General features: G+C 58.8%; 18 protein-coding genes. 6 read left to right on the forward strand and 12 right to left on the reverse strand.

Going from position 1 to position 20272, the window contains the following annotated elements; translation table 11 throughout:
* Positions 1–153 precede the first annotated feature (153 nt).
* The 9 genes from fabI to E6W33_RS06945 form a co-directional block, all read right to left on the reverse strand.
* Positions 154–927 (reverse strand): enoyl-ACP reductase FabI, encoded by a 774-nt coding sequence (gene fabI / locus E6W33_RS06905; RefSeq protein ID WP_136415788.1) that lies wholly within the window; start codon positions 925–927, stop codon positions 154–156.
* A complete protein-coding gene (locus E6W33_RS06910) occupies positions 924–1493 on the reverse strand; it encodes a general stress protein (protein WP_136415790.1) in 570 nt (189 codons plus the stop codon). The genes fabI and E6W33_RS06910 overlap by 4 nt, the downstream gene beginning before the upstream one ends.
* Before the next feature lie 27 nt (positions 1494–1520).
* Positions 1521–3341, reverse strand: a complete 1821-nt coding sequence (locus E6W33_RS06915) for a DUF3141 domain-containing protein (RefSeq protein WP_136415792.1) — start codon at positions 3339–3341, stop codon at positions 1521–1523.
* A gap of 52 nt (positions 3342–3393) precedes the next feature.
* Positions 3394–5823 carry a heavy metal translocating P-type ATPase gene (locus tag E6W33_RS06920; RefSeq protein WP_136416720.1) on the reverse strand — a complete coding sequence of 810 codons (2430 nt, stop codon included), beginning with the start codon at positions 5821–5823 and terminating at the stop codon, positions 3394–3396.
* 46 nt (positions 5824–5869) lie between these two features.
* On the reverse strand, positions 5870–7150 hold the full coding sequence (locus E6W33_RS06925; protein ID WP_136415795.1) for an MFS transporter: 1281 nt from the start codon (positions 7148–7150) through the stop codon (positions 5870–5872).
* A gap of 144 nt (positions 7151–7294) precedes the next feature.
* A complete protein-coding gene (locus E6W33_RS06930) occupies positions 7295–7975 on the reverse strand; it encodes an isoprenylcysteine carboxylmethyltransferase family protein (RefSeq protein ID WP_136415797.1) in 681 nt (226 codons plus the stop codon).
* Positions 7972–8262: a DUF2933 domain-containing protein gene (locus E6W33_RS06935; RefSeq protein WP_136416723.1), complete on the reverse strand. Its 291-nt coding sequence runs from the start codon at positions 8260–8262 to the stop codon at positions 7972–7974. Before E6W33_RS06935 ends, E6W33_RS06930 begins: the two co-directional genes overlap by 4 nt.
* A gap of 227 nt (positions 8263–8489) precedes the next feature.
* Positions 8490–8903, reverse strand: a complete 414-nt coding sequence (locus E6W33_RS06940; protein ID WP_136415799.1) for a hypothetical protein — start codon at positions 8901–8903, stop codon at positions 8490–8492.
* 118 nt (positions 8904–9021) lie between these two features.
* Positions 9022–10266 (reverse strand): DUF4010 domain-containing protein, encoded by a 1245-nt coding sequence (locus tag E6W33_RS06945; protein ID WP_136415801.1) that lies wholly within the window; start codon positions 10264–10266, stop codon positions 9022–9024.
* 328 nt (positions 10267–10594) lie between these two features.
* Between E6W33_RS06945 and E6W33_RS06950 the strand changes: the two genes are divergently transcribed.
* From E6W33_RS06950 to E6W33_RS06975, 6 genes are all read left to right on the forward strand, one after another.
* Positions 10595–10840 (forward strand): hypothetical protein, encoded by a 246-nt coding sequence (locus tag E6W33_RS06950; RefSeq protein ID WP_136415803.1) that lies wholly within the window; start codon positions 10595–10597, stop codon positions 10838–10840.
* Between the two features lie 94 nt (positions 10841–10934).
* A complete protein-coding gene (locus E6W33_RS06955; RefSeq protein ID WP_168798560.1) occupies positions 10935–12125 on the forward strand; it encodes a sensor domain-containing diguanylate cyclase in 1191 nt (396 codons plus the stop codon).
* Between the two features lie 182 nt (positions 12126–12307).
* Entirely contained in the window at positions 12308–13090 is a 783-nt protein-coding gene (locus E6W33_RS06960) for an outer membrane lipoprotein-sorting protein (protein WP_247869555.1), read from the forward strand.
* Entirely contained in the window at positions 13087–13776 is a 690-nt protein-coding gene (locus E6W33_RS06965; RefSeq protein ID WP_136415808.1) for an ABC transporter ATP-binding protein, read from the forward strand. The genes E6W33_RS06960 and E6W33_RS06965 overlap by 4 nt, the downstream gene beginning before the upstream one ends.
* Before the next feature lie 9 nt (positions 13777–13785).
* Positions 13786–16299 carry an ABC transporter permease gene (locus tag E6W33_RS06970; protein ID WP_136415810.1) on the forward strand — a complete coding sequence of 838 codons (2514 nt, stop codon included), beginning with the start codon at positions 13786–13788 and terminating at the stop codon, positions 16297–16299.
* Positions 16292–17461: a hypothetical protein gene (locus E6W33_RS06975; protein ID WP_136415812.1), complete on the forward strand. Its 1170-nt coding sequence runs from the start codon at positions 16292–16294 to the stop codon at positions 17459–17461. The genes E6W33_RS06970 and E6W33_RS06975 overlap by 8 nt, the downstream gene beginning before the upstream one ends.
* Before the next feature lie 8 nt (positions 17462–17469).
* On the opposite strand, the gene E6W33_RS06980 is transcribed toward E6W33_RS06975, so the two are convergent.
* From E6W33_RS06980 to E6W33_RS06990, 3 genes are all read right to left on the reverse strand, one after another.
* A protein-coding gene (locus tag E6W33_RS06980; protein ID WP_136415814.1) for an IS5 family transposase occupies positions 17470–18265 on the reverse strand; the annotation gives its coding sequence in 2 pieces (ribosomal slippage) (positions 17470–17992 and positions 17991–18265; 798 coding nt in all).
* A 100-nt stretch (positions 18266–18365) separates the two neighbouring features.
* Positions 18366–18809: a hypothetical protein gene (locus E6W33_RS06985; RefSeq protein WP_136415816.1), complete on the reverse strand. Its 444-nt coding sequence runs from the start codon at positions 18807–18809 to the stop codon at positions 18366–18368.
* A gap of 184 nt (positions 18810–18993) precedes the next feature.
* Positions 18994–20172 carry a methionine adenosyltransferase gene (locus E6W33_RS06990; RefSeq protein ID WP_136415818.1) on the reverse strand — a complete coding sequence of 393 codons (1179 nt, stop codon included), beginning with the start codon at positions 20170–20172 and terminating at the stop codon, positions 18994–18996.
* Between the last annotated feature and the right edge of the window lie 100 nt (positions 20173–20272).

Consider the following 20272-nt stretch of genomic DNA (forward strand, 5'->3'; position numbering starts at 1 on the left):
GGTTGTTGTTTGGCGTAGGAACCAATAACAACGCGCTTCGGCACGGAATCGCCGACCTGCTTCATGAAATATCCGGGCTAGCGCTGTCGCCTGGCTTCAGTTCGTCGAAGGTGTGGTTTTCGATGATGTCCACGATTCGCCTCCTTATCGATATTAGCGAGGAGCCATGATATGGTAACCGGCATCGATGAACTCGACATTGCCCGTCAGTAAGCGGGCAGCGTCGCTCACCAGGAAGGCTGCCACGTTGCCGACGTCTTCAATGCTAGCCAGCATGTGTTCCGGCGCATCCTCGCGTGCGCGGTCCAACAATTCGTCGAAGCGGTCGAGCCCCGATGCGGCGCGTGTTTTCAGCGGCCCCGGCGACAGCGCATGTACCCGAATCCCTTGATGCCCCAATTCCGCCGCCATGTAACGGACGCTGCTTTCGAGTGCGGCCTTGACCGGTCCCATCAGATTGTAATGGCCGACCACTTTCTCCGACCCGTAGAAAGTCACGGTCAGCAGGCAACCGCCGTCGTTCATCAGCGGTTCGGCCAGCTTTGCCATCCGAATGAACGAATGGCAGGAGACGTCCATCGCCAGTGCGAAGCCTTCCGGTGACGAATCCACCAGACGGCGCTGAAGATCCTCTTTCGGCGCATACGCGATGGAGTGCAGCACAAAATCCAGTCGCCCCCATGCCTGTTCAAGGTGTTCGAAGACCGCTTCCAGTTGCCCAGCCTCACGCACATCGCATGGCAGGATGAAACTGCTATCCAATGTCTCGGCCAGAGGCCGTACGTACGGCTCGGCCTTCTGGTTCAGATAGGTAATCGCCAGTTCCGCTCCGGCGGCATGAAAGGCCACGGCGCATCCGTGGGCAATACTGCGGTCGTTGGCGATGCCGACGACCAGTCCGCGTTTTCCTTCAAGTGTCCTGGTCATGCCTGATGCGCATGGCCGGCGTGGTGGCTTTCGGCGGGCGCCGGAGCCTTCACGTCTTCATGCAGGTCGAGTCGCTCGGGGTTTTCCATGGCGAGAATATCCTTGGTGCGCGCCATCTCGTCCGGAGTTCCCTGTGCCACGACCAGGAAGGCGTCAGCCTTCAAGGCCTCCTCGTACCGGATCACGCTGTTCTTCGGGATGCCGATGCTATAGAGCGCCGCGCCCAGCGCGCTGAGGCCGCCGACGACGATTGCTCCCTCGACGGCACCGTAAACCATCGCGGCAAGGTGGCCGAGCACCATGACGTGTCCGACCACGGGAATCGTGAACAATATCCCGCCGAACAGCAGCCCCCACAGGCCGCCCCAGAACGCACCGTGCTTGCCCCAGAATTTCATCCGATCGCCGGTATTGTAGAAGCCGACCACCTTTTCTTCGGTGTGATATCCCTTGCCAACGACGCTGAAATGTTTCATGTCGAGGCCAGCTTCGGCCAACTTGCGAACTGCGGCATCGGCTTCCTCGTGATGAGCGAAAACGGCAACCACTGCATGATGATGTGACATGTGAATCTCCTTTAGAAATAAAGCGTGTTATTCCTGCGCGAGGCCTGACTTCCCTGTCGTGTCGTACATTGCCTTGAACATTTCTTCGCTGGCCATATCCCTCAGTTGTCGATAGCCGTCAAGGAGATGTGAAATCAAAGCGCTACCAGCGCGTTCAATGCCGACATATTGATTTTCATCATTGGTTGCTTCCCTAGCGTTTTTGACGGCGCCCGACCACGCTGCGATCGGCAGCATCCAGGGATTCAGTTTGTCCGAGAAGAGGAGATGGCTGGTGCGCATCGGATGCATCCATTTCAACATTTCGGCGCTCATTGGATTGGCGAATGCGGTAATCCACCGGCTCCAGATGTTTTGATACACAAAATCGTTCCACTCGGAGACCGCCTGCACCTTTTCAAACGATTGCTCCGGGTACGCATAGTGGATCTGCTCGACTTGGCGTTCCTCAAAATGCACCGTGTACTGCGGTTTGCGGCAGTCGGGGTTACCGGTCGGATTGCTGATCTTCATCTCGTACAAGCCAGGCTTGAGCGCATCGAGTTCGCCCAGGCTTTCCAGAATGGCGCGGTGCTCCAGTTTCGCCACGCTGGCCGATACGAAAATGCCGAGGTGGCCGACGTGCGTGTTCAACAGGTAGACGATGCGCTGGCCTGCTTTTTTCAGGTCGGCGGTAGTCGGATAGACGGTCGGAATCCAGTTGAGTGCCTGATGGGGCGGCGTGATGTTGTCGCCGCTGGACGCAAAAATCACCAGCGGGTTGCGAATGCGCTTCAGGTCGACAAAGCAGCCATGGCATATCCGCATCAACCCTCGCTCCAGCTTGTTGCCGATGAAAAGGTTTTCAACGATCGATAATATCTCCTCACGGCTCAGGAAATAGTAGCCTGTCCACCAGCGCTCGAACTCTAGGAAGCGCTCGCGCTCGGTATCGATTTGCGCGAAGAGATTGTAATTTTTCTCCCACCAGGTGTTGGCTGGATTGAGATTTTCAAAGTTTTGCACCAGCCATGCGCCATCGAGGCGCCCGTTGCTCAGATCCGTCAATAGATCGGTCAGCCACACGCCGCCCAGCAGCCCGCCGGCCAGACGCATCGGGTTCGCATCCGACGCGCCGGCCCAGTAGGACAGCGGGGAACCGTTGAGCACAGTCGCTCCCGTCAGGCCCTCGCAATCTGCTGCCAGCAAGGTGACTGCCCAGCCCGCCTGGCAATTTCCGTACAACACAGGCGCTTTTCCCTGATGCCGCGCGCTGACCTCCGCCACGAAGCGGCGCAGCGCATGTAAGACATCCGCCAACGTCTGATGAGGGCAGGGTTGCGGGAAAAACATCACGAAATACGTGGGATGCCCTTCGTGCAACGCCATGCCGACTTCGGAGTCGCGCTTGAACCCGCCGATGCCGGGGCCATGTCCGGCGCGCGGATCGACGATGATGACGGGAGCCTTGTTTTCGTCGACGCAGTCCTTGGCATGATCGTCGTGGCAGTGCGTGATGCGCAGCAGTGCATAGTTGGCTGGCCGTTTGAAGCGCCGGGCATCGAGAAGGGTTTCGTACTCGAAGTCCAGCGGCGGCGGCATGCCGGCTTCTTCGTGGGCCAGCATATTGTTGGCGCGCTCGCGCAGGACGTCGAGAAACAGGACGGTGCGCTGCCAGCGGTCGATCTGGTACTGCAGTGCCTGTTGCAGCAATGATTGCTTCAGGGCTTCCCTGGTTGGTGGAAGTTTTTCTCCATGCACGTCGTCGGCAACCGGACGTCTTTCCGGGCGCGCCGTGGATGTTAACGCAGGTGGCGCGAGGAGCCGTTTTGTCTTGCTTGCCGGGACAGGGCTGATGGTAGGTTTCATGGCGCGAGCCTTCGGTCGGTTTCAGGATGATGGCGGACTGGCTGGCGGCGGCTTACGCTGGAACACTCGCAATCGCAGCCCTGGTTTGCGGCGCCGGCTTGATTCCAGCCAGTTTTGTTCGCTTCAGCATCAGCGCATTGATGGCAACGATTGCCGAACTACCCGACATCGATAATGCGGCGACCTCCGGCGACAGCGTGAACGGATAAAGCACTCCAGCTGCCAGCGGAAAGGCGATGACGTTATAGCCGGTTGCCCACCACAGGTTCTGGTGCATCTTGTGCAGGGTCGCGCGCGACAGTTCGATGGCGCCAACCACGTCGTACGGGTCGCTTTTCATCAGAATGACCTGTGCGCTTTCAATGGCCACATCGGTTCCGGCGCCGATGGCAAAGCCGACATCGGCCTGCGTAAGCGCCGGCGCGTCGTTGACGCCATCACCCACCATGCCGACCTTGTAGCCCTGACCTTGCAGTTCCTTGATCTTCGCGGCTTTGTCGCCCGGCAGCACATCTGCCAGCACGATGTCGATGCCGAGCTCCTTGCCGACGCGCTCCGCGGTGGCGCGATTGTCGCCGGTGATCATGGCGACCTTGACGCCACGTTCCTGCAGCCTGGCGATCGTGGCTTTCGAGGTCGGACGGGGGGCATCTGCAATGGCAATCAATCCGATGAGCTTGCCGTCCTCCGCGACATGGACGACGGTGCGACCGGTGCCTTGCTGTGCTGCGGCCTGCGCGCCCATGCCGTTCAAGTCGACCTGCTCGGCGTCCATCAGCTTTCGATTTCCCAGCAGGACGACCTTGCCGCCCACTTCCGCCTTGGCTCCTTGGCCGTCGATATTGGTGAATGCCGTGGCCGGGGACGAGACAACGCTACCTGCACGCTTTAGAATCGCCTGCGCCAGCGGATGTTCGGAATGGTGCTCCACTGCGGCGGCTATGCTCAGCAAATGCTCTTCGCTGACGCCTCCGGCGGTAACGATGCCGACCACTGCCGGTTCACCCATGGTCAACGTGCCGGTCTTGTCGAATACGACGACATTGAGCTTCGTTGCATTCTCCAGCGCGGCGGCGTTCTTGAACAGGATGCCATTCATCGCACCCAGGCCGGTGCCGACCATGACCGCCATTGGCGTCGCCAGTCCGAGTGCGTCGGGGCAGGCGATGACGAATACGGTGATGGTCAAGGTCATGGCGAACAGCAAGGGCTGGCCGAGCAGCCAGTACCAGGTAACGAAGGTGCCGACACCGACCAGGATGGCGATCAGCACCAGCCACTGCGAGGCCCGGTCGGCCAGTAATTGCCCAGGCGCCTTCGAATTTTGCGCTTCCTGCACGAGTTTGACGATTTGCGCCAGCGCCGTGTCCGCCCCGACCTTGGTTGCCTGATAGCGGAAACTGCCGCTCTTGTTGATGGTCGCCCCAATCACCATGTCGCCTGGGCCCTTTTTGACTGGCATCGATTCGCCGGTCAGCATCGATTCGTCAACTTGCGAGCCGCCTTCGAGCACCTTGCCGTCGACCGGAATCTTGTTGCCGGGGCGAATGACGACGGTATCGCCCACGATGACGTCGGCGGTAGCGATCTCGATCTCCCGGCCATCGCGCAGCACGATCGCCTTCGGCGGCGCCAGATCAATCAACGCGCGGATGGCGTCAGTGGCGCCGGCGCGCGCCCGCATTTCCAACCAGTGGCCGAGCAGGATAAATACGAGCAGAACTGCAGCCGCTTCGTAAAACACCTCCGCGTCAAAGAAGAAGGTGGCACCTATCGAGAATAGGTAACCTGTGCCGACCGATAGCACCACAAGGGTTGCCATGTTAAGCACGCCGTTTTTTGCGCCACGCCATGCCGAGACAAAAAAAGGCCAGGCTGGATAAATGATGGCACCGCTTGCTAATAAAAAAAGAAAGATCTTGCGATCCAGTCCGAATGGCACAGGGAACTTGCCGAACATTTCGCCCATCGGCGAATACAGAAACACCGGAATGGAAAACAGCAAGGAGATGAAGAACCGGTTGCGCATGTCTACAACCATGTCCTGCATGGACATGCCGGGGGCGTGCCCCATGTCGTGCATCATGTCATGCGGCATCTCGTGTGCGCCGTGCGCATGCACATGTGCGGGGGGCTGGGCAGCGGTCCGCAGCGGTACGGCGCCGCCGGCGGCTGCAGCGTGCGCGGCGTGATGATGGTGCTCATGCGCGCCGGCGGCCGGTATAGCTCCGGCTCCGCCGGAAGGCCGTTCGCATACATGTTTGGGCACCATCTCGCCGCGGCAATGAAAGCCGCAATCATGTATCGCACGTTGGATCTCGGCGAGACCGGTTTGCTTCTCATCGAAATGGACGGTCGCGCTGCCGGCGACAAAATTCACATCGGCATGGTGCACGCCCCGCAGTTTCGACAACTGCTTCGTCACTCCTTCAGCATTGAGGGGGGTGAGCATGTCGCTTACATCGACTGTGCTGGTTTGCATCATCACTCCTTACGCAAGGTGTATTGATAAGAAATTGCTAAAATCGCTATGCCTCCAATTGATGCGGCGACGGCAAGCGCATAAATATCAGCAGTGAACCCACAATGAGAATCGTGGCGGCCAGCCAGAACGGTAGTTGCCGGTCGAGTCCGAACAGCAGGCCGCTGCCGGCCGAGCCCATTGCTTGGCCGAGGCTGGACGAGGCGCTCTGCAGCCCGAAATTCTTTCCCTGCTGGCCGCCCGCGAGCACGGATACGCGATACGAAATAAGTGGGGCGATCACACCGGCGCCGCCTGCAACTGCGGCAATGACAACGGCAAGTTTGGCATGCGTTCCGGCCGACGGAAACAAGGCCAGGGCAACGGCCGTTACTGCGATGGCGGGGCCGATCAGGTAGTGATTCGCGAAATTCTTGAACTGCTCGGAAAAGAAAAATGCCTGCATGATCAGCATGACGAGCGCACATTCGGCATACATCATGCCAAGTTGTGCCGCATCGAGTTGCAAACCGATCCGTGCGACTGTCGCCAAGCCGACTTCGAAAGATCCGACTGCATACATCAGGATGATCGAGAATGCGAAAAGCGTATAGAGTTGTCTAGGATGGAGCGCATCATGCGAGTGGGGCGTTTGACTTCCGTGTGAGGTGAGTTGCGGGCGCACGTCAAAGGCGACGAACACTCCGATCAGCAGCAGGCTGCTGGCAAATGCTGCTGTCAGAACAGGGGGGACGATGAGATTCGCAGGTTGCGTCAAACCCAGCCATGTCCATGAGGCGGGCTTGGCGGCAAGGCCGCCCAGATAAGGACCGATCAGGCTACCGGTCATGATCGCGGTAACGAGCCAGGCGAAGCGCCGTACCCGTTGCTCTTTGCCGTGATGTTCCGAAACATGTGCCAACAGAATCGGCAGCACACCGCCGGCGCCAATACCGGACAGGATGCGGCTCGCATACAATTCGGCAAGCCCTGCTGACCTTGCCAGCGCGTACAGGGATAAGGTGAACGCGCCGATACCTGCCAGGAGTACGGAGCGCCGCGAGATCCGGTCCGAAAGATGCCCAAGAAGTGGCGCGGAGACAAACATCGCCAGCAAATAGGTTCCGTTGAGAAAAGCCGCATTCCGTTCCTGGAGGGCAGGTGCAAGTGCCAGTGCGTTCAGCATAAACGGTAACAATGGCGTCACGATGTTGGCGCTGAGCGACACCGTAAACACCGCGGTCACCAGTAGTGGAAACCTGCCGTGCGCATCTGGCGATGCGGCAACGCCCGATGCTGACGTCGCAGCAATGCATCGTTTCCAGGTGCTTTCTCGGTGATGTTTCATACTCGGCGTTCGTTATGCAGACGGTTTGTTGACCCGATGACGAGTGCCGTATCGCTCGCATAGTGATGTGGCGGAACCACCATGTTCAATGGTACCGCCACACATCCGATCTCGCTGGCGAATGGCAGAGAAGCGAGATGGGCATCAGCCATGCTTTTCCCTCCTGTTCGGGTCGGAGGATCGTGCGTTCTTTCCGGACAGCCGGGGGAAGAATGCCGGCACGTGCTGCATGTACTGCCGATAGGCGTCGCCGAATGCCGCAATCGAATCCTGCTCTTCGCGTCGCGCCAGTCGCGCGTACATCGTCACCAGAATCGGGAACATGACCAGCGTGATCAGGGTAGGCCACTGCAGCAGGAACCCGAACATGATCATCACGAATCCGATGTATTGCGGATGCCGCACCCGGGCGTACGGGCCGGCAGTGGCGAGCGTATGACTGCGCTGCGCCTTGTACAGCACATCCCACGACGCTCCCAGCAACAGGAAGCCGAGCCCGATCAGGATATTGCTGGCAATGTGGAATGGCCCGAAATGCGGATCGGTTTTCCAGCCGAACATGACTTCCAGAAGGTGGCCGGCATCATGCGACAGGAAGTTAACGCCGGGGAAGGTCTTGCTCAGCCATGGGAGCAGCAAGTAGATAGTGAGCGGAAATCCGTACATCTCGGTAAACAACGCGACGAGGAATGCCGAGAACGCACCGAAGGAGCGCCAGTCGCGCGGGCTTTGCGGTTTGGCGAAACTGAACGCAAAGATGATGAATACCAATGAGTTGAGGATCACCAGGCTCCAGAGGCCGTAAGCAGGTGTCGTGTCGTTCATGATTTTCTTCCGGTATGTTCATGGGATTGCGGCATGTCACCCGGCACCGGGCCTCGGTCGGAAGCCCGCGTACGGTTGTCATTGTTTCCGCCGTGTCCGCCGTGCCCGTGGAACAGGTGCATCAAAGGGCAGGCCAGGATCAGCAGCCAGGGGAGAAAGCCGAATAGATGGGCGCGGTGTTCGGTGAACAGAAAAAATGCGCCGATGGCGAGAAAGCCGATCAACACCCATTTCCCGCGGCTGGAAGTTCGATCCGTCTGGTGCTGATGTTCGTGATCGTGTGTCATGGAAATCTCCTGTGAATAAGATGGAACGCGTGTTCTATGCATTGCATGGACGACCGTTGGAGGGAAATCGCGCCAGACCTTGTCAGGCATTCAAATTTTTCTTCCTCAATGAGATGCGGTTCGCCAAACGAAAACGACAGCGGGAGCGCCGACATGCGCCGTGCAGCTGGTCTTCAAAGAAGAAAATATCTGGGGTAACTGCCGTGGCGCTTGAGGGCGAGGGATGGCTATAGTGTGAGCCGGACGAAGCGCAGCGAGAAGTTTGGATCGCAGGTCTGCGAACAGGTCTCAGGCACACTGGCTATTGATGTAGAGTGCGGAAACAGCGGGACGATGTAAGCGGGCGTGGTGAGAGTGGGAAGGTCCATCCCCGTCAAGTCAAGGGACTTTTCCTTGACCACGGCAGACGTCTGCGCGTCACAGAACATCTTGCACGTGTTCGGGTCGCGTTGGGAATCGTCATGCGTGCAGTCTGAATGAGAAGCAATGCTCGCTTCCATGCGCTCGGCAGCGGTCCACGTCGAAGCCTGCTGCGGAGGGACGCACGCATGGGCGATGCTGACAAACAGTGCCATCAGCCACCCCAGCAACGCGAATGTCGCTGCAGAGCGCCGGCGATGTGCGTCGGAAAAAAGTAGCATCGGACTATCCACTGTTTGCGGTTTGCTATGGCCTCATACTAGCGAACCGAGGACAAAGACCCGTATGACTTAAATCAAATTTCCCCAAATCGGGCAAAAAACCGGACAGCGCGGCGGTTCAGCTCGTTTGCCAGAGCAAGACCAGCCACATTGCGGCAATTGTTACGAACAGTCCTGGCGCAAGTCTTGCCGCAAAGGCTTTACCGCCCGTCGCCCATGCGGTGCATATCTTTGCCGCCGCATTGACGGATATGGCGAGCAGGAGAGGAAAAGCGATTGCTGACGCGTCTATTGCGCCGCCGGACGCGAGCGACAGCAAGGATGCGACCGGCGCCTGCAGATCAACGGTTGCGGCCAGAGCGACGCCAACCTCGGTTGCGATGCGGCCGAAATGTTCCGTCGCCAAGGTGATCGCGCCTGTCAGCGTGGTCAGTAATACAGCGAATCCAGTCGCATGCCCGATGCTGAAAACCTGCGTTGGCGGCGCATCTTCGGCATGTCCGCTGCCTTGGCGGTACACGCTGAGCAAGGCGACGGCCAATCCGGCACTGATCCCGGCCGCAAAAAGCGGCCACAGCGTCTGCAATGCGCCGGGATTGATTGCCGCAGCCACCGAAAGCAGGAGCGTCATTGACGACACATTGGAAAACAAGGCGCCCGACACGCAGGCTGCCACTGCATCCGGCTCCTTCCGGGCTCGCGCACCCATGGCGGCAATCGTCGACGTGCTGGAGACCAGTCCGGATGCCAGGCCGGCAAGCGCAAGCCCGAGCTTTCGGCCGGCCGCGCGCTGGGCGATATGCCCGGCCGCCTGCAGGGCCATGAGCAGCACGATCAGTCGCCACAGATGGTGCGGATTGGCGTTGGCGAGCAGTGGCATCGGACGATTGGGCACCAGCGGAAAGATCACCAGCGCGGCACCGGCGAGGATGAGGCCGTCGCTCAGTTCCTCCGCTGTCAGTACCTCCGTGGCGAAGCGGTGCAAACGCGTTTTGCTGGCAAGTAGCCCCGCAACGACAACGAAGGCACCCGAGGCAAGTTGCGCATGTTCGACAGCGCCGGCACCGAGGAGATAGGTAACGAACAGCGCCAGTTCCGTGGTAATCCCGGGGGCGTCGGAGCGCTCTCTCCAATAGCCGATGGCAATGAGCACCGCAACCATGGCGGCGCCGACGGCGACGAGCCAGGGATCGCCGAATGCGCGTGCCACTGCTCCCGCCACGCCGGCCAGCGCGAACGTGCGCACCCCGGCGAGCGAACGGTGAGGCCCGGTACCTTTATGTCTTTCACGATCGAGTCCGACCAGAAGTCCGCCGCTGATGGCGACGGAAAAGGCGATCAGCAACGAATTCTGGCCGTTCATATGCACCTGATGGGATTGGGCATCGTCCGGTCTGTAAGGCGGCTGCAACGACTGTTGTTGCAGCCGCTGCGTATTTCATGCGGCTGGGGCGCTCGATTCAGCACGCCATGATGAATAAAGTTACCGGATCGTACTGACGGTTATCAAAAAATTGTTTGACCTGGGTCATTTTTTTAAAAATACATCAGCGTCACCATGAATCATTCCGACCGCGCGGCAGTTGGCGGATAGTCACCGGCAGATGGCGGGGCAAAGAAGAATCGGAAGTGCGTTCCTTGTCAGGCATTGCAGATTCGAAGCCGCTTAAACAGATGAGATTGGAGACGCCATGATGCGAAAATCGAGTACGGCGAGCCGGCCGGATTTTTCTATGCGGCTGGGGTACTGCATGCTCGCCATCGTCGCACTGGTCGGTGCGGCGCTTTATTGGCGCGGATTCGATCTTTGGACGATCATCCTGATCTGTATTGCCTTGATTTGCCCCGTCGTGATGCTGTGGGGGCTGGCATTGCTGCGCAAAGATAAATCACAACAAGTCGACGATGCCGAGAAATCAGAACGCACTCGCTATTGAGCCGGACCAGATGACCGAGACTGGCGGCGAAGAACGCGCTGCCCGGGGATGGTACGTCTGCGCTTCGGGTGGAAGCGGGAAAAGCAGTCCGCAAATGGTCGCCGCAGCGCCGCGCTACTTTCATTCTCCGCTCCGGATTCTCTTCATTCTCGGCATTGCGGTGTTCGTCTTGCACTATGCAACGATGCGAGTGTTGCAGCGGCTTTCGTTTGATGGGAGCACCGCTGTGTTGATCGATTCGGCTGTTCTGGTGCTGGTTCTGACGCCGGTATTTCATTGGTTTATGTTCCGCCCTTTACTTCATCACATCCAGGCCGTTCGGAAGACGAATGTCGAGCTGCATGAAAGCATTACCCGTTCGGAGAAAATCGTCGCCACCGCGTTTGACGCGATCATCGTGATTGATGAACTCGGAATGATCCAGGACTTCAATCCTGCGGCGGTGAAGATGTTTGGCGTGGCAGCCTCGGAAATCATCGGTCAGAGCGTGAACCGTCTGATGCCGGAGCCGATTCGCCGCGCGCATGACGGCTACATCGCGGCTTATCTGGACCGGGGAACGCCACGCATTATCGGGAAAGGACGAGAAGTGGAAGGGCTGCGGAGTAACGGCGAGACCTTTCCAATGGAACTGGCTGTCACGGAAATGCGGGTACACGGCAGACGCATCTTTGTCGGCACGATACGCGATATCACGCGGCGCAAGCGCGACGAGGCTGCGCTCAGGAGCGCCAACGAAGAACTGGAACGCAAGGTCATGGCGCGGACTGCGGAACTGGCGAATGCCAATGATGAACTGCAGAAGCTGGCAACAACCGATGCGCTGACCAAAGTCACGAACCGTCGCCAGTTTGATGCAGAACTCCAGAGAGAGCTTGAACGCGCACGGCGTTACGGGGTGCCGTTTTCCCTGATCCTGTTTGACGTTGATCATTTCAAACGGGTGAATGACCAATTTGGTCATTTGAGCGGCGACAGGGTCCTGGAAGACATGGCGCAACTGGTTTCCAGCGAAACCAGAGTAAATGACATCTTCGCGCGCTGGGGCGGCGAGGAATTCGTGCTGCTGGTGCATGGCGTCGATAGCGACGGCGCGCTGCAGATTGCCGAAAAGCTGCGCGCCCTGGTCGCCTCGCACGCGTTCCCTCATGGCCATTCAGTGACCTGCAGTTTCGGTGTGACGGCCTATGCGGAAGGCGACGACAGCGTGAGCATTATGCAGTGCGTCGATAAAGCCTTATATCGGGCGAAGGAGCAGGGGCGTAACCGCACCGAGCTGGCATGAATGACATGCCAGCGCCGCCATCCCGGAAGGGAGATGATGGCATGAAAAGCGCGACGTGACATGCGGCCAGATCACGCGGCTGCAACGAATGAACATGCACAGGATGGCGCGGCACCGGACAGGCATCATGGCGCGCCCGGCTTGAACAAACGTGAACGAAGACAAAATCCGGAGGCAATGGCATGCCTACTTGCGGCGGTACTTATCGGAGCGCGATGTTTGCCGCGCTGTTGCTGGCCGGCGCATTGCCGTTCGCGCTTGTACAGGCAGAAGAGCCGAGCGGCGGCGAGATTCTGGACAGGGTTGAAAAGCTCCTGTGGGGAAAAACCGTCCAGGGCAATTACGAAATGACGATCAAGACACCGCGCTGGCAGCGCACCTTGTCGCTGCGGGTGTGGATGGACCGCCCCGTGCGTTCATTCGTGCGCATCACGGCGCCGGCAAAGGAAGCGGGTATCGGGTCACTGCGCATCGGCAATGAAATGTGGAATTATCTGCCGGCCGTGGAACGGACCATCAAGATCCCACCTTCGATGATGCTGCAGCCCTGGATGGGTTCGGACTTCACGAACGACGACCTGGTCAAGGAAAGCAGCGTCGTCAACGATTACACGCACAAGGTCAGTCAGGCCAGCGAGCCGCAGCCGGACGGCGCCGAAGTGCTTCGGATCGATTCCACCCCCAAGCCGGATGCCGCTGTCGTCTGGGGCAAGATCGTCTACTGGATACGCAAGAAGGATTACATCCCCATCAAGGAGGAGTTTTACAGCGAGCGCGGCGAATTGATCCGGGTGCTGAGCTTTTCCGATGTGCGGCCCATCGGCGGGCGCGTCATGCCGACGCGCTGGGAGATGCGTCCGGTCACCAAGGAAGGCAACCTGACGACCGTGGTGCTGAAGGAGGCGGTATTCGACCAGCCGGTCAAACCAGAGATTTTCACACAGCGAAACCTTCAAAAACCATGAGTGCTGCAAACGAGGTGATCGTCAGGATCGAGAAGGTGAGCAAGGTCTACCAGAAGGGAAGCGTTGCGGTCAATGCGCTGCAGGGAATCGACCTCGATATCCGCAAGGGCGAATTCACCGCGCTGGTTGGCCCGAGCGGCTCGGGCAAGACCACGCTGCTCAATCTGATCGGCGGCCTCGACACGCCGAGCAGCGGCAAGATATGGGTCGGCGAGCAGGAAGTCGGTACCTTGTCCAAGAGCGCTTTATCGGACCTGCGCCTGCATAAGGTCGGTTTCGTCTTCCAGGAATACAACCTTATTCCTGTGCTGTCCGCGCTGGAAAATGTCGAATATGTGATGCTGCTGCAAGGCGTGCCGGAGCAGGAGCGGCGCGCCCGTTCGCTGGCGATGCTGGCCGAACTCGGTCTGAAAGGCATGGAACATCGGCGCCCCAATGAATTGTCGGGCGGGCAGCAGCAGCGGGTGACGGTGGCGCGCGCCATCGTGTCAGAGCCTTTGATCGTGCTGCCCGATGAGCCGACCGCGAATCTGGATTCGGTCGCAGGTGCGGCCCTGCTCGACCTGATGCGTCAGCTGAACGAAACAAAAGGTATCACCTTCGTATTTTCGACGCATGATCCGATGGTCATGCAACGCGCCAAAAGAATAGTACATCTGCACGACGGGCGAATTGTGCAGCAATAGGGAGTGCCGATGGCCTTCTTCAAACTTGCCTTGCGCAACATCTTCCGCAATGCGCGCCGCTCTGCCATCACCGTGGCCGCAATCTCGATCGGCCTGGCATCGCTGATCTTTCTTTGGGCGTTCGCCGACGGCACGAACGACCAGATGGCAGAGAACTCGACGCGCTACCTGGCCGGGCACCTGCAGATCCATCGCACCGGCTATCACGAGCAGCGTACGCTCGATCTGTTGCTGGAGCAGTCTGCGAATACGGTGCGGCAATTGCAGGCGCAACCGCATGTGGTGGCCGTGACGCAACGCCTGGAAGGCAGTGCGCTGTTAAGCCTGGGCGACAAATCACGCGGCGTCATGGTGGTTGGCGTCGATCCCGGGCAGGAAATCCGGGTGACGACGCTTGCGCAGGCGGTGCGCGCCGGCCGCTATCTGCAGCCGGGCGACGGCAATGCGATTCTTCTGGGCTCCAGTGCGGCAGCCGCGCTGAAAGCGCAGGTTGGTTCTGACGTGGTGCTGGTGACGCAAGCAGCTGACGGTTCGGTCGGCGCCGGCCGCTATCGCGTCCAGGGTATTTTTAATACCAAGATGGACATGTTGGACGGTAATTATGTGTTCTTGCCGCTTTCAACCGCGCAGGAATTGTTTGCGGCAGGTGCCGCAGTCACCGCAGTGGTGGGCCGGCTCGACACTCGTCATGCGACTGACGCCGTGGTCAGTGCCATGATGCGGCAGGCGAGCGCCGGGCAGGAAATCCTGGGCTGGGAGAAATTGCTGCCTACGGTGGTGCAGTCGACCGCGTTCCATGAAATCGTCGCCACCATCCTGGTGATGATCCTGTTTGTGGTCGTCGCGGTGGGTATCACCAATACGGTGCTGATGTCGGTGATGGAACGTAGCCGGGAGTTCGGCGTGATCATGGCGCTCGGCACGCGGGACACGCAGGTTGTGCGCATGGTTTTTTACGAGGCGTGCATATTGGGCATCGCCGGTCTGCTGATCGGCGCGGCGGTCGGGGTGGGCATCAGCCAATACTTTGCCCTAAATGGGATTAACCTGGAACGCTACAGTCAGGGGCTGGAATCGATGCCCGGTTTGACCGGAGTGATTTACCCCATGCCGCGCGCCGACCGCACCGCGCTGCTTTCCCTGGTCGTGTTCGTTACCGCCTTGCTCGCGGCGTTTTATCCGGCATGGAAGACAGCGCGTTTGCGTCCGGTGGATGCCATTCGCGGCCTGCAAACGACATTGCTGGCGCCGAGATGGCTGCGCCGGGGGAAGGCGCCCGGCAGCGCCACACGCTGGCCGCTCTTCTTCAAGATCGCAGGCCGCGGCATTGTGCGCAATCCACGGCGAACCGTGCTGACGGTATCGGCAGTTGCTTTCGGTCTGGCCGCCTTCATGTTTTTGTACAGTTTTGTGGAAGGGTACTTCGCCCAGATGATCGATAATTCGACCGGCTATGTCACAGGCGACCTGCAAATTCAGCATAGGTTATTTCGGCAGGAGATGACGCCCGACTTGTCGCTGCGGCAGCCCGGTCAATTGCTGGAAACGGTGAAACGCCAGCCATCGGTTGCGGCCGTCGCGCCGCGGGTGCAAACGCAGGCGCTGATCAGTAGTGCGGCGCAGTCGCAGAACATTCTGTTGCTGGGAATTGATCCCAACAGCGAGCGCAAGGTCACGTTCATTGAACGCACGGTCAGGGAAGGCAAAGCGTTGCGTCCCGGTCAAGACCGCGACATCATGCTGGGGCGCAAGCTCGCTGGAAAACTCGGCGTTCGCCTCGGAGAAAAGGTGGTTGTCATGGCGCAGAATGCGGTCGGAGAGGTTGGATCCGCTGCATACCGTGTGAGCGCGATCTTCGAAACGGAAAGCGAGGCATTCGACAATGCCATCGGTTTCGTCAGCCTGCGCGCTGGCCAGGCGCTTCTGTCGCTGGGCGACGATATTTCCACCATTGCCGTGCGGCTGAGGGACCGTGAACAACTGACCGCTGCGGGCGCCCGGCTCCAGCAGGACCTCGCGCGGACTCCTTACGTCGTGGTTACCTGGCGCGAGCTGCTTCCCGAGGTGTCGCAGATCATCGATTTTGTGAAGATGAATCTGAAACTGGTGATCGGCATCGTGTTCCTGGTGGTTGCCATGGGGGTGATGAACACCCTGCTGATGTCGGTGATGGAGCGTACGCACGAATTCGGCATCATGATGGCACTTGGCACCAGGCCTGCGCAAATCGTCCGCCTGGTGCTTTATGAATCGATTGCGCTCGCCGTTGTCGGCAGCTTGTTGGGCTACCTGCTGGGCGTCATGCTGGTGCAGTACCTGGCAGCGCGCGGCATCGATCTTTCCGCTTACACCAATGCGCTGCAGACCATCCCCGGAATGACAGGCGTAATCTATCCTCGCCTGCGCAGCAGTCACCTGCTGGTTCCGCTTCTGCTTTTACTCGGGGTGAGCGCACTTGCGGCGTTCTATCCAGCCTGGCGGGCCGCTCAACTCCGGCCGGTGGATGCGATTCGCCATGTTTGAAGAGCTGCGGCGCGTTTCCTTATGCGTGCTGCTGGGGGCCGCGCTGTCCGGCCGTGCATACGCGGTACAGGAGGGCGAAAGTGACGTGGCGGTCCCGCTCAAATTGAGCGGCTATTACAAGAACCTGTTGCAAAATTCGGTAACGATCGTCCCGACCGAACAAGCTTATACGCTCGACTTGAATCGGCTGCGGCTCGAACTGAAAGGGCAGATTCACCCGGCATTGAGTGTTGATGTTCAGTATGACAACGAAATACTGTTGGGAAGCTACCTGCGCTCGGCGCAATTCGGGTTGCAGAAGGATCTTCGGCCGGCACAATATTGGCAGGCGGAGAGCAACTATATCGACTCGCCGGACGTCTACGGCCGGCATCGTCTGTATCGCGCCTTCGCTACCCTTGCGGTGGACGACACCGATGTTCGCGTGGGTCGCCAGCGCATTGCATGGGGGACCGGACGCTTCTGGAGTCCGCTCGATATCCTGAATCCGATTTCACCCATCCAGCTTGAACGTGAAGAACGGCCGGGCGCCGACGCGATACTGATCGAACACAAGCTGGGAGAGGTGTCGCGGGTCAGCGCAGTGTATGCGGCTCAGCGGCCGGGGGCGAGTGGCAGTGGCGCGCTGTATTGGCATGCAAACAGGACGGGCGTGGATTTTTCGATTGTCGCAGGCCGCTTTCGCGGCGACCGCCTGCTCGGAGCTGACTTTGCAACCCAGATCGGAAATGCAGGGCTTCGCGGCGAGCTGACTGTCACGTCTCCATCCGGCGCAAGGCATTATCGCCGCGCGCTTGTCGGCGTCGACTATGCATTTGCCAATACGCTGACGATCAGTGGCGAGATTTACTATAACGGCGCAGGGGCATCCGACCCGTCAGCGTATGATTTTGAGTCCTTGCTGGCAGGGCGGATCCAGAATGTCGGGCAGCGCTATGCGGGGGTGTTCGCGAGCTATGAAATCACGCCGCTGCTAAAGACGACGAATTATTTTGTCGCGAATCTGCACGATGGAAGCCGCTATTTCGCGCCGGGGCTGACTTATTCGCTGCGCACGAATATTGACTGGACGATCGGCGTGCAGCGCTTTTCCGGCAGTGCGTCAAGCGAATACGGACACTTCAATAACGTCTATTACTCGCAGCTGCAGTGGTTCTTCTGAGTGCCTGATCAGTGTCTTTTCAACAGTAGAGACAGGAATGCCAGCACAATGAACTGCTCGCTCGTATGCAATTTGCGTTCGCAGTTCTTCCATAGTCGTCGGCACTTCTCCAGCCAAGCAAAAGAGCGCTCGACGACCCACCGCTTCGGAAGCACGACAAATTTATGCAGCTCGTTGCGTTTGGCGACTTCCACCTCGGCTCCCAATATCTGCCACACCAAATCTTCAAACCGCTCGCCGGTATAACCGCCATCGACCAAGACATTGCGCACCTTGGACAGCTTGTCGTCGTTCAGCAGGAACATCAGCAAGGCGCCGTTGCGATCATTGACGTCGGCGGTTGTCACCGCGATCGCATGCGGCAAGCCTTGCGTGTCCACTGCAATATGCCGTTTGATCCCCGAAACCTTTTTTCCCGCGTCATACCCTTTACATTGCGCCGTATCGCTGTTCTTGACGCTTTGTGCGTCCACGATGCAAAAGCTCGTCAAGGGCTGCCGTCCGCTGTTCTCGCGTTCTTGCGCCACCTGATTTTTTTAATGCCTGCTCCAGCAGGCTTTCCGTCCCATCCTCTTGCACTTTGGTCCAGTGATCGAAGTGGTAGCGCACCGTACTGGGCGAGGGGAAATCCCCCGGCAGTGCACGCCACGTTGCCGCATTCTTCAGCAGATACAAAATCGCGCAGAAAATGTCATACAGATCCCATTTGCTTGGCGCCGTCTTCTTCCTCGATCCTGCCAACAGTGGGCGAATTAATTCGAATTGCTCCCGGCTGATATCGCTTGGATAATGCTTCCTCGTCATCCCGTTTCCGTCTCAACACAAAACGTGTTTGACGGAAAAATACCGATCAGGTTCTGAGTTCGATCCCATGGCGGCTTGCCATGGGATCGAATGCGCTAGTTTATTTCGCCGGCGCCGGTGGCCCCATTCTGTCCATCATCATCTGCATCATCATCTGCATCATTTCCATCTGTTTTTGCATCATCTGCGGTGTCGGTGGTTGAGATTCCGACGGCTTTCCACTCATCATTCCGTTCATCATCGACATGCTGTCCTGCATGGTTTTCATATGCTCGGTCATGAGTGCGCTACGCTCCTCCGGGGTCTTGGCCGCCATCATTTTTTCGTGCATGTCGCGCATCGCGTTCATTTGTGCATCCATTCTTTTCATTTGCTCTGGCGATGCTTTGGGGGCCGCGCTCTGTTTAGCCGTCATATGCTGGGCAGGTTTCGCAGCCTGCGCATCGGGATGATGCTCTTCGTGTTGCGATGAATCGGCGGAAATAACAATGGGACTTACGGCGGCAAGCGTTGCCGCGAGAGCGAATACAGCTATCGATTTCATGAACCTCTCCTGTAAGAAGTATCTTGCGTGTAATAGGCACGTGATGGAAGAAATGGAATGAGCAGCCTCCCTGCTGATCCCGCCTCAGTGATCGTAGTGATCACGCTGTGAAACTTACATGATTCCGGTCAAAAACCAGGGAAACAGATTCGTAAAATCTCTTCCACGGAGCGTACAGCTCGTTTTAAAACACGCGATATTCGCCGTGCGCCAGCTTGGCCGACAGGGCGGGGATATCGTCGAGACAGGCACGCACCAAATCTTCGATGTGAGCCTTATTCACCTCATCCAGTCGGCCGTCTGCCGTTACCAGCGCAATGGCGACGAGTTGCGGGCGATTGACCGGCTGGCCAATCGCGGACAAGAGCTGCACCTGTGCCTCTTCAATTTCGGGAATGCGGGCTACCAACGCGTTGGCCAGGGTCGTCGCCAGCACGTTATAAATTTTGCCGACATGGCTGACAGGATTTTTTCCGGCCGCTGCTTCGAGTGACATGGCCCGGAAAGGGGTGATCAGCCCGCTGACACGATTGCCGCGGCCGACCTGCCCATCATCGCCGTGCTCGGCGCTCAGTCCTGTCACCGTCAGGTAAAGGCCGGTTTCGTCGGTCGCGTTCGGATCATCGAGGGTATTGATGCGGATGTCGCATGGCTGGTCCAGACGGGAGCCGAGCCAGTGCACCATTTCAGCCTTTCGGGAGAAATAGTGAGCCACGCTATTCACTTCCCAGTCCATGAAGGCGAGCGCGATCGTGACGCCGACGCGGTCGTCGATGCGTCTGCCCATGATCTTGAAGTCGTCGCCCGCCATTGGAAAAGCTTCCCTGAACGATGCACTGCGTAAATGCTCCGACAGACGCAGGACGGTTTGTTCCAGCGGCGAATAGGGCGCAAATCCTACTCCGAACGAGGTATCGTTGGCGACGGGAACTGTAACGTCGGAAGCGACGACGCGCCGCAAGTTGAGGCTGCCGGGGCGCACGGCCGGCTCGATGCGAAATACAGCGGCCGGGAAACGCAGTGCATGCACGAGATAGTCACGTGCCGCGTTATGCACCAGATCCGCTATGGAACCGCCATTCGGCAACGGGTCCGCTCGGCCGGCGACGATCAGCCGTATCGGCTGGTCGACCCGTCCGCCACCAAATGCCGGTGTGCTTTGACCGCCGATCAACAATGCCTTGTCAACGTTGTGATGGCGTATCTCGCCGTATTCGCGCAGATAGGCGGCACACAAGGCCTGTGAAACGGCATCGGCGACGCCATCACACAGACTGTCCGGATGGCCGATCCCTTTGTGTTCGCATATCTCCGCGCGCTGTTGCGCATGGCGCATTGGCGCCGGGGTCAGAATGAGTTCCATATCCGTCGCTTTGCAGAGGTGCGCCGTGGCGCTGTATGGATAGTTGCTTCGGCTTTTTTTACTCTGCCATCGACACAGCGAATGGAGCTATGACTTGGGT

The organism is Herbaspirillum sp. ST 5-3 (assembly GCF_004804275.1).
Taxonomy (GTDB): domain Bacteria; phylum Pseudomonadota; class Gammaproteobacteria; order Burkholderiales; family Burkholderiaceae_D; genus Noviherbaspirillum.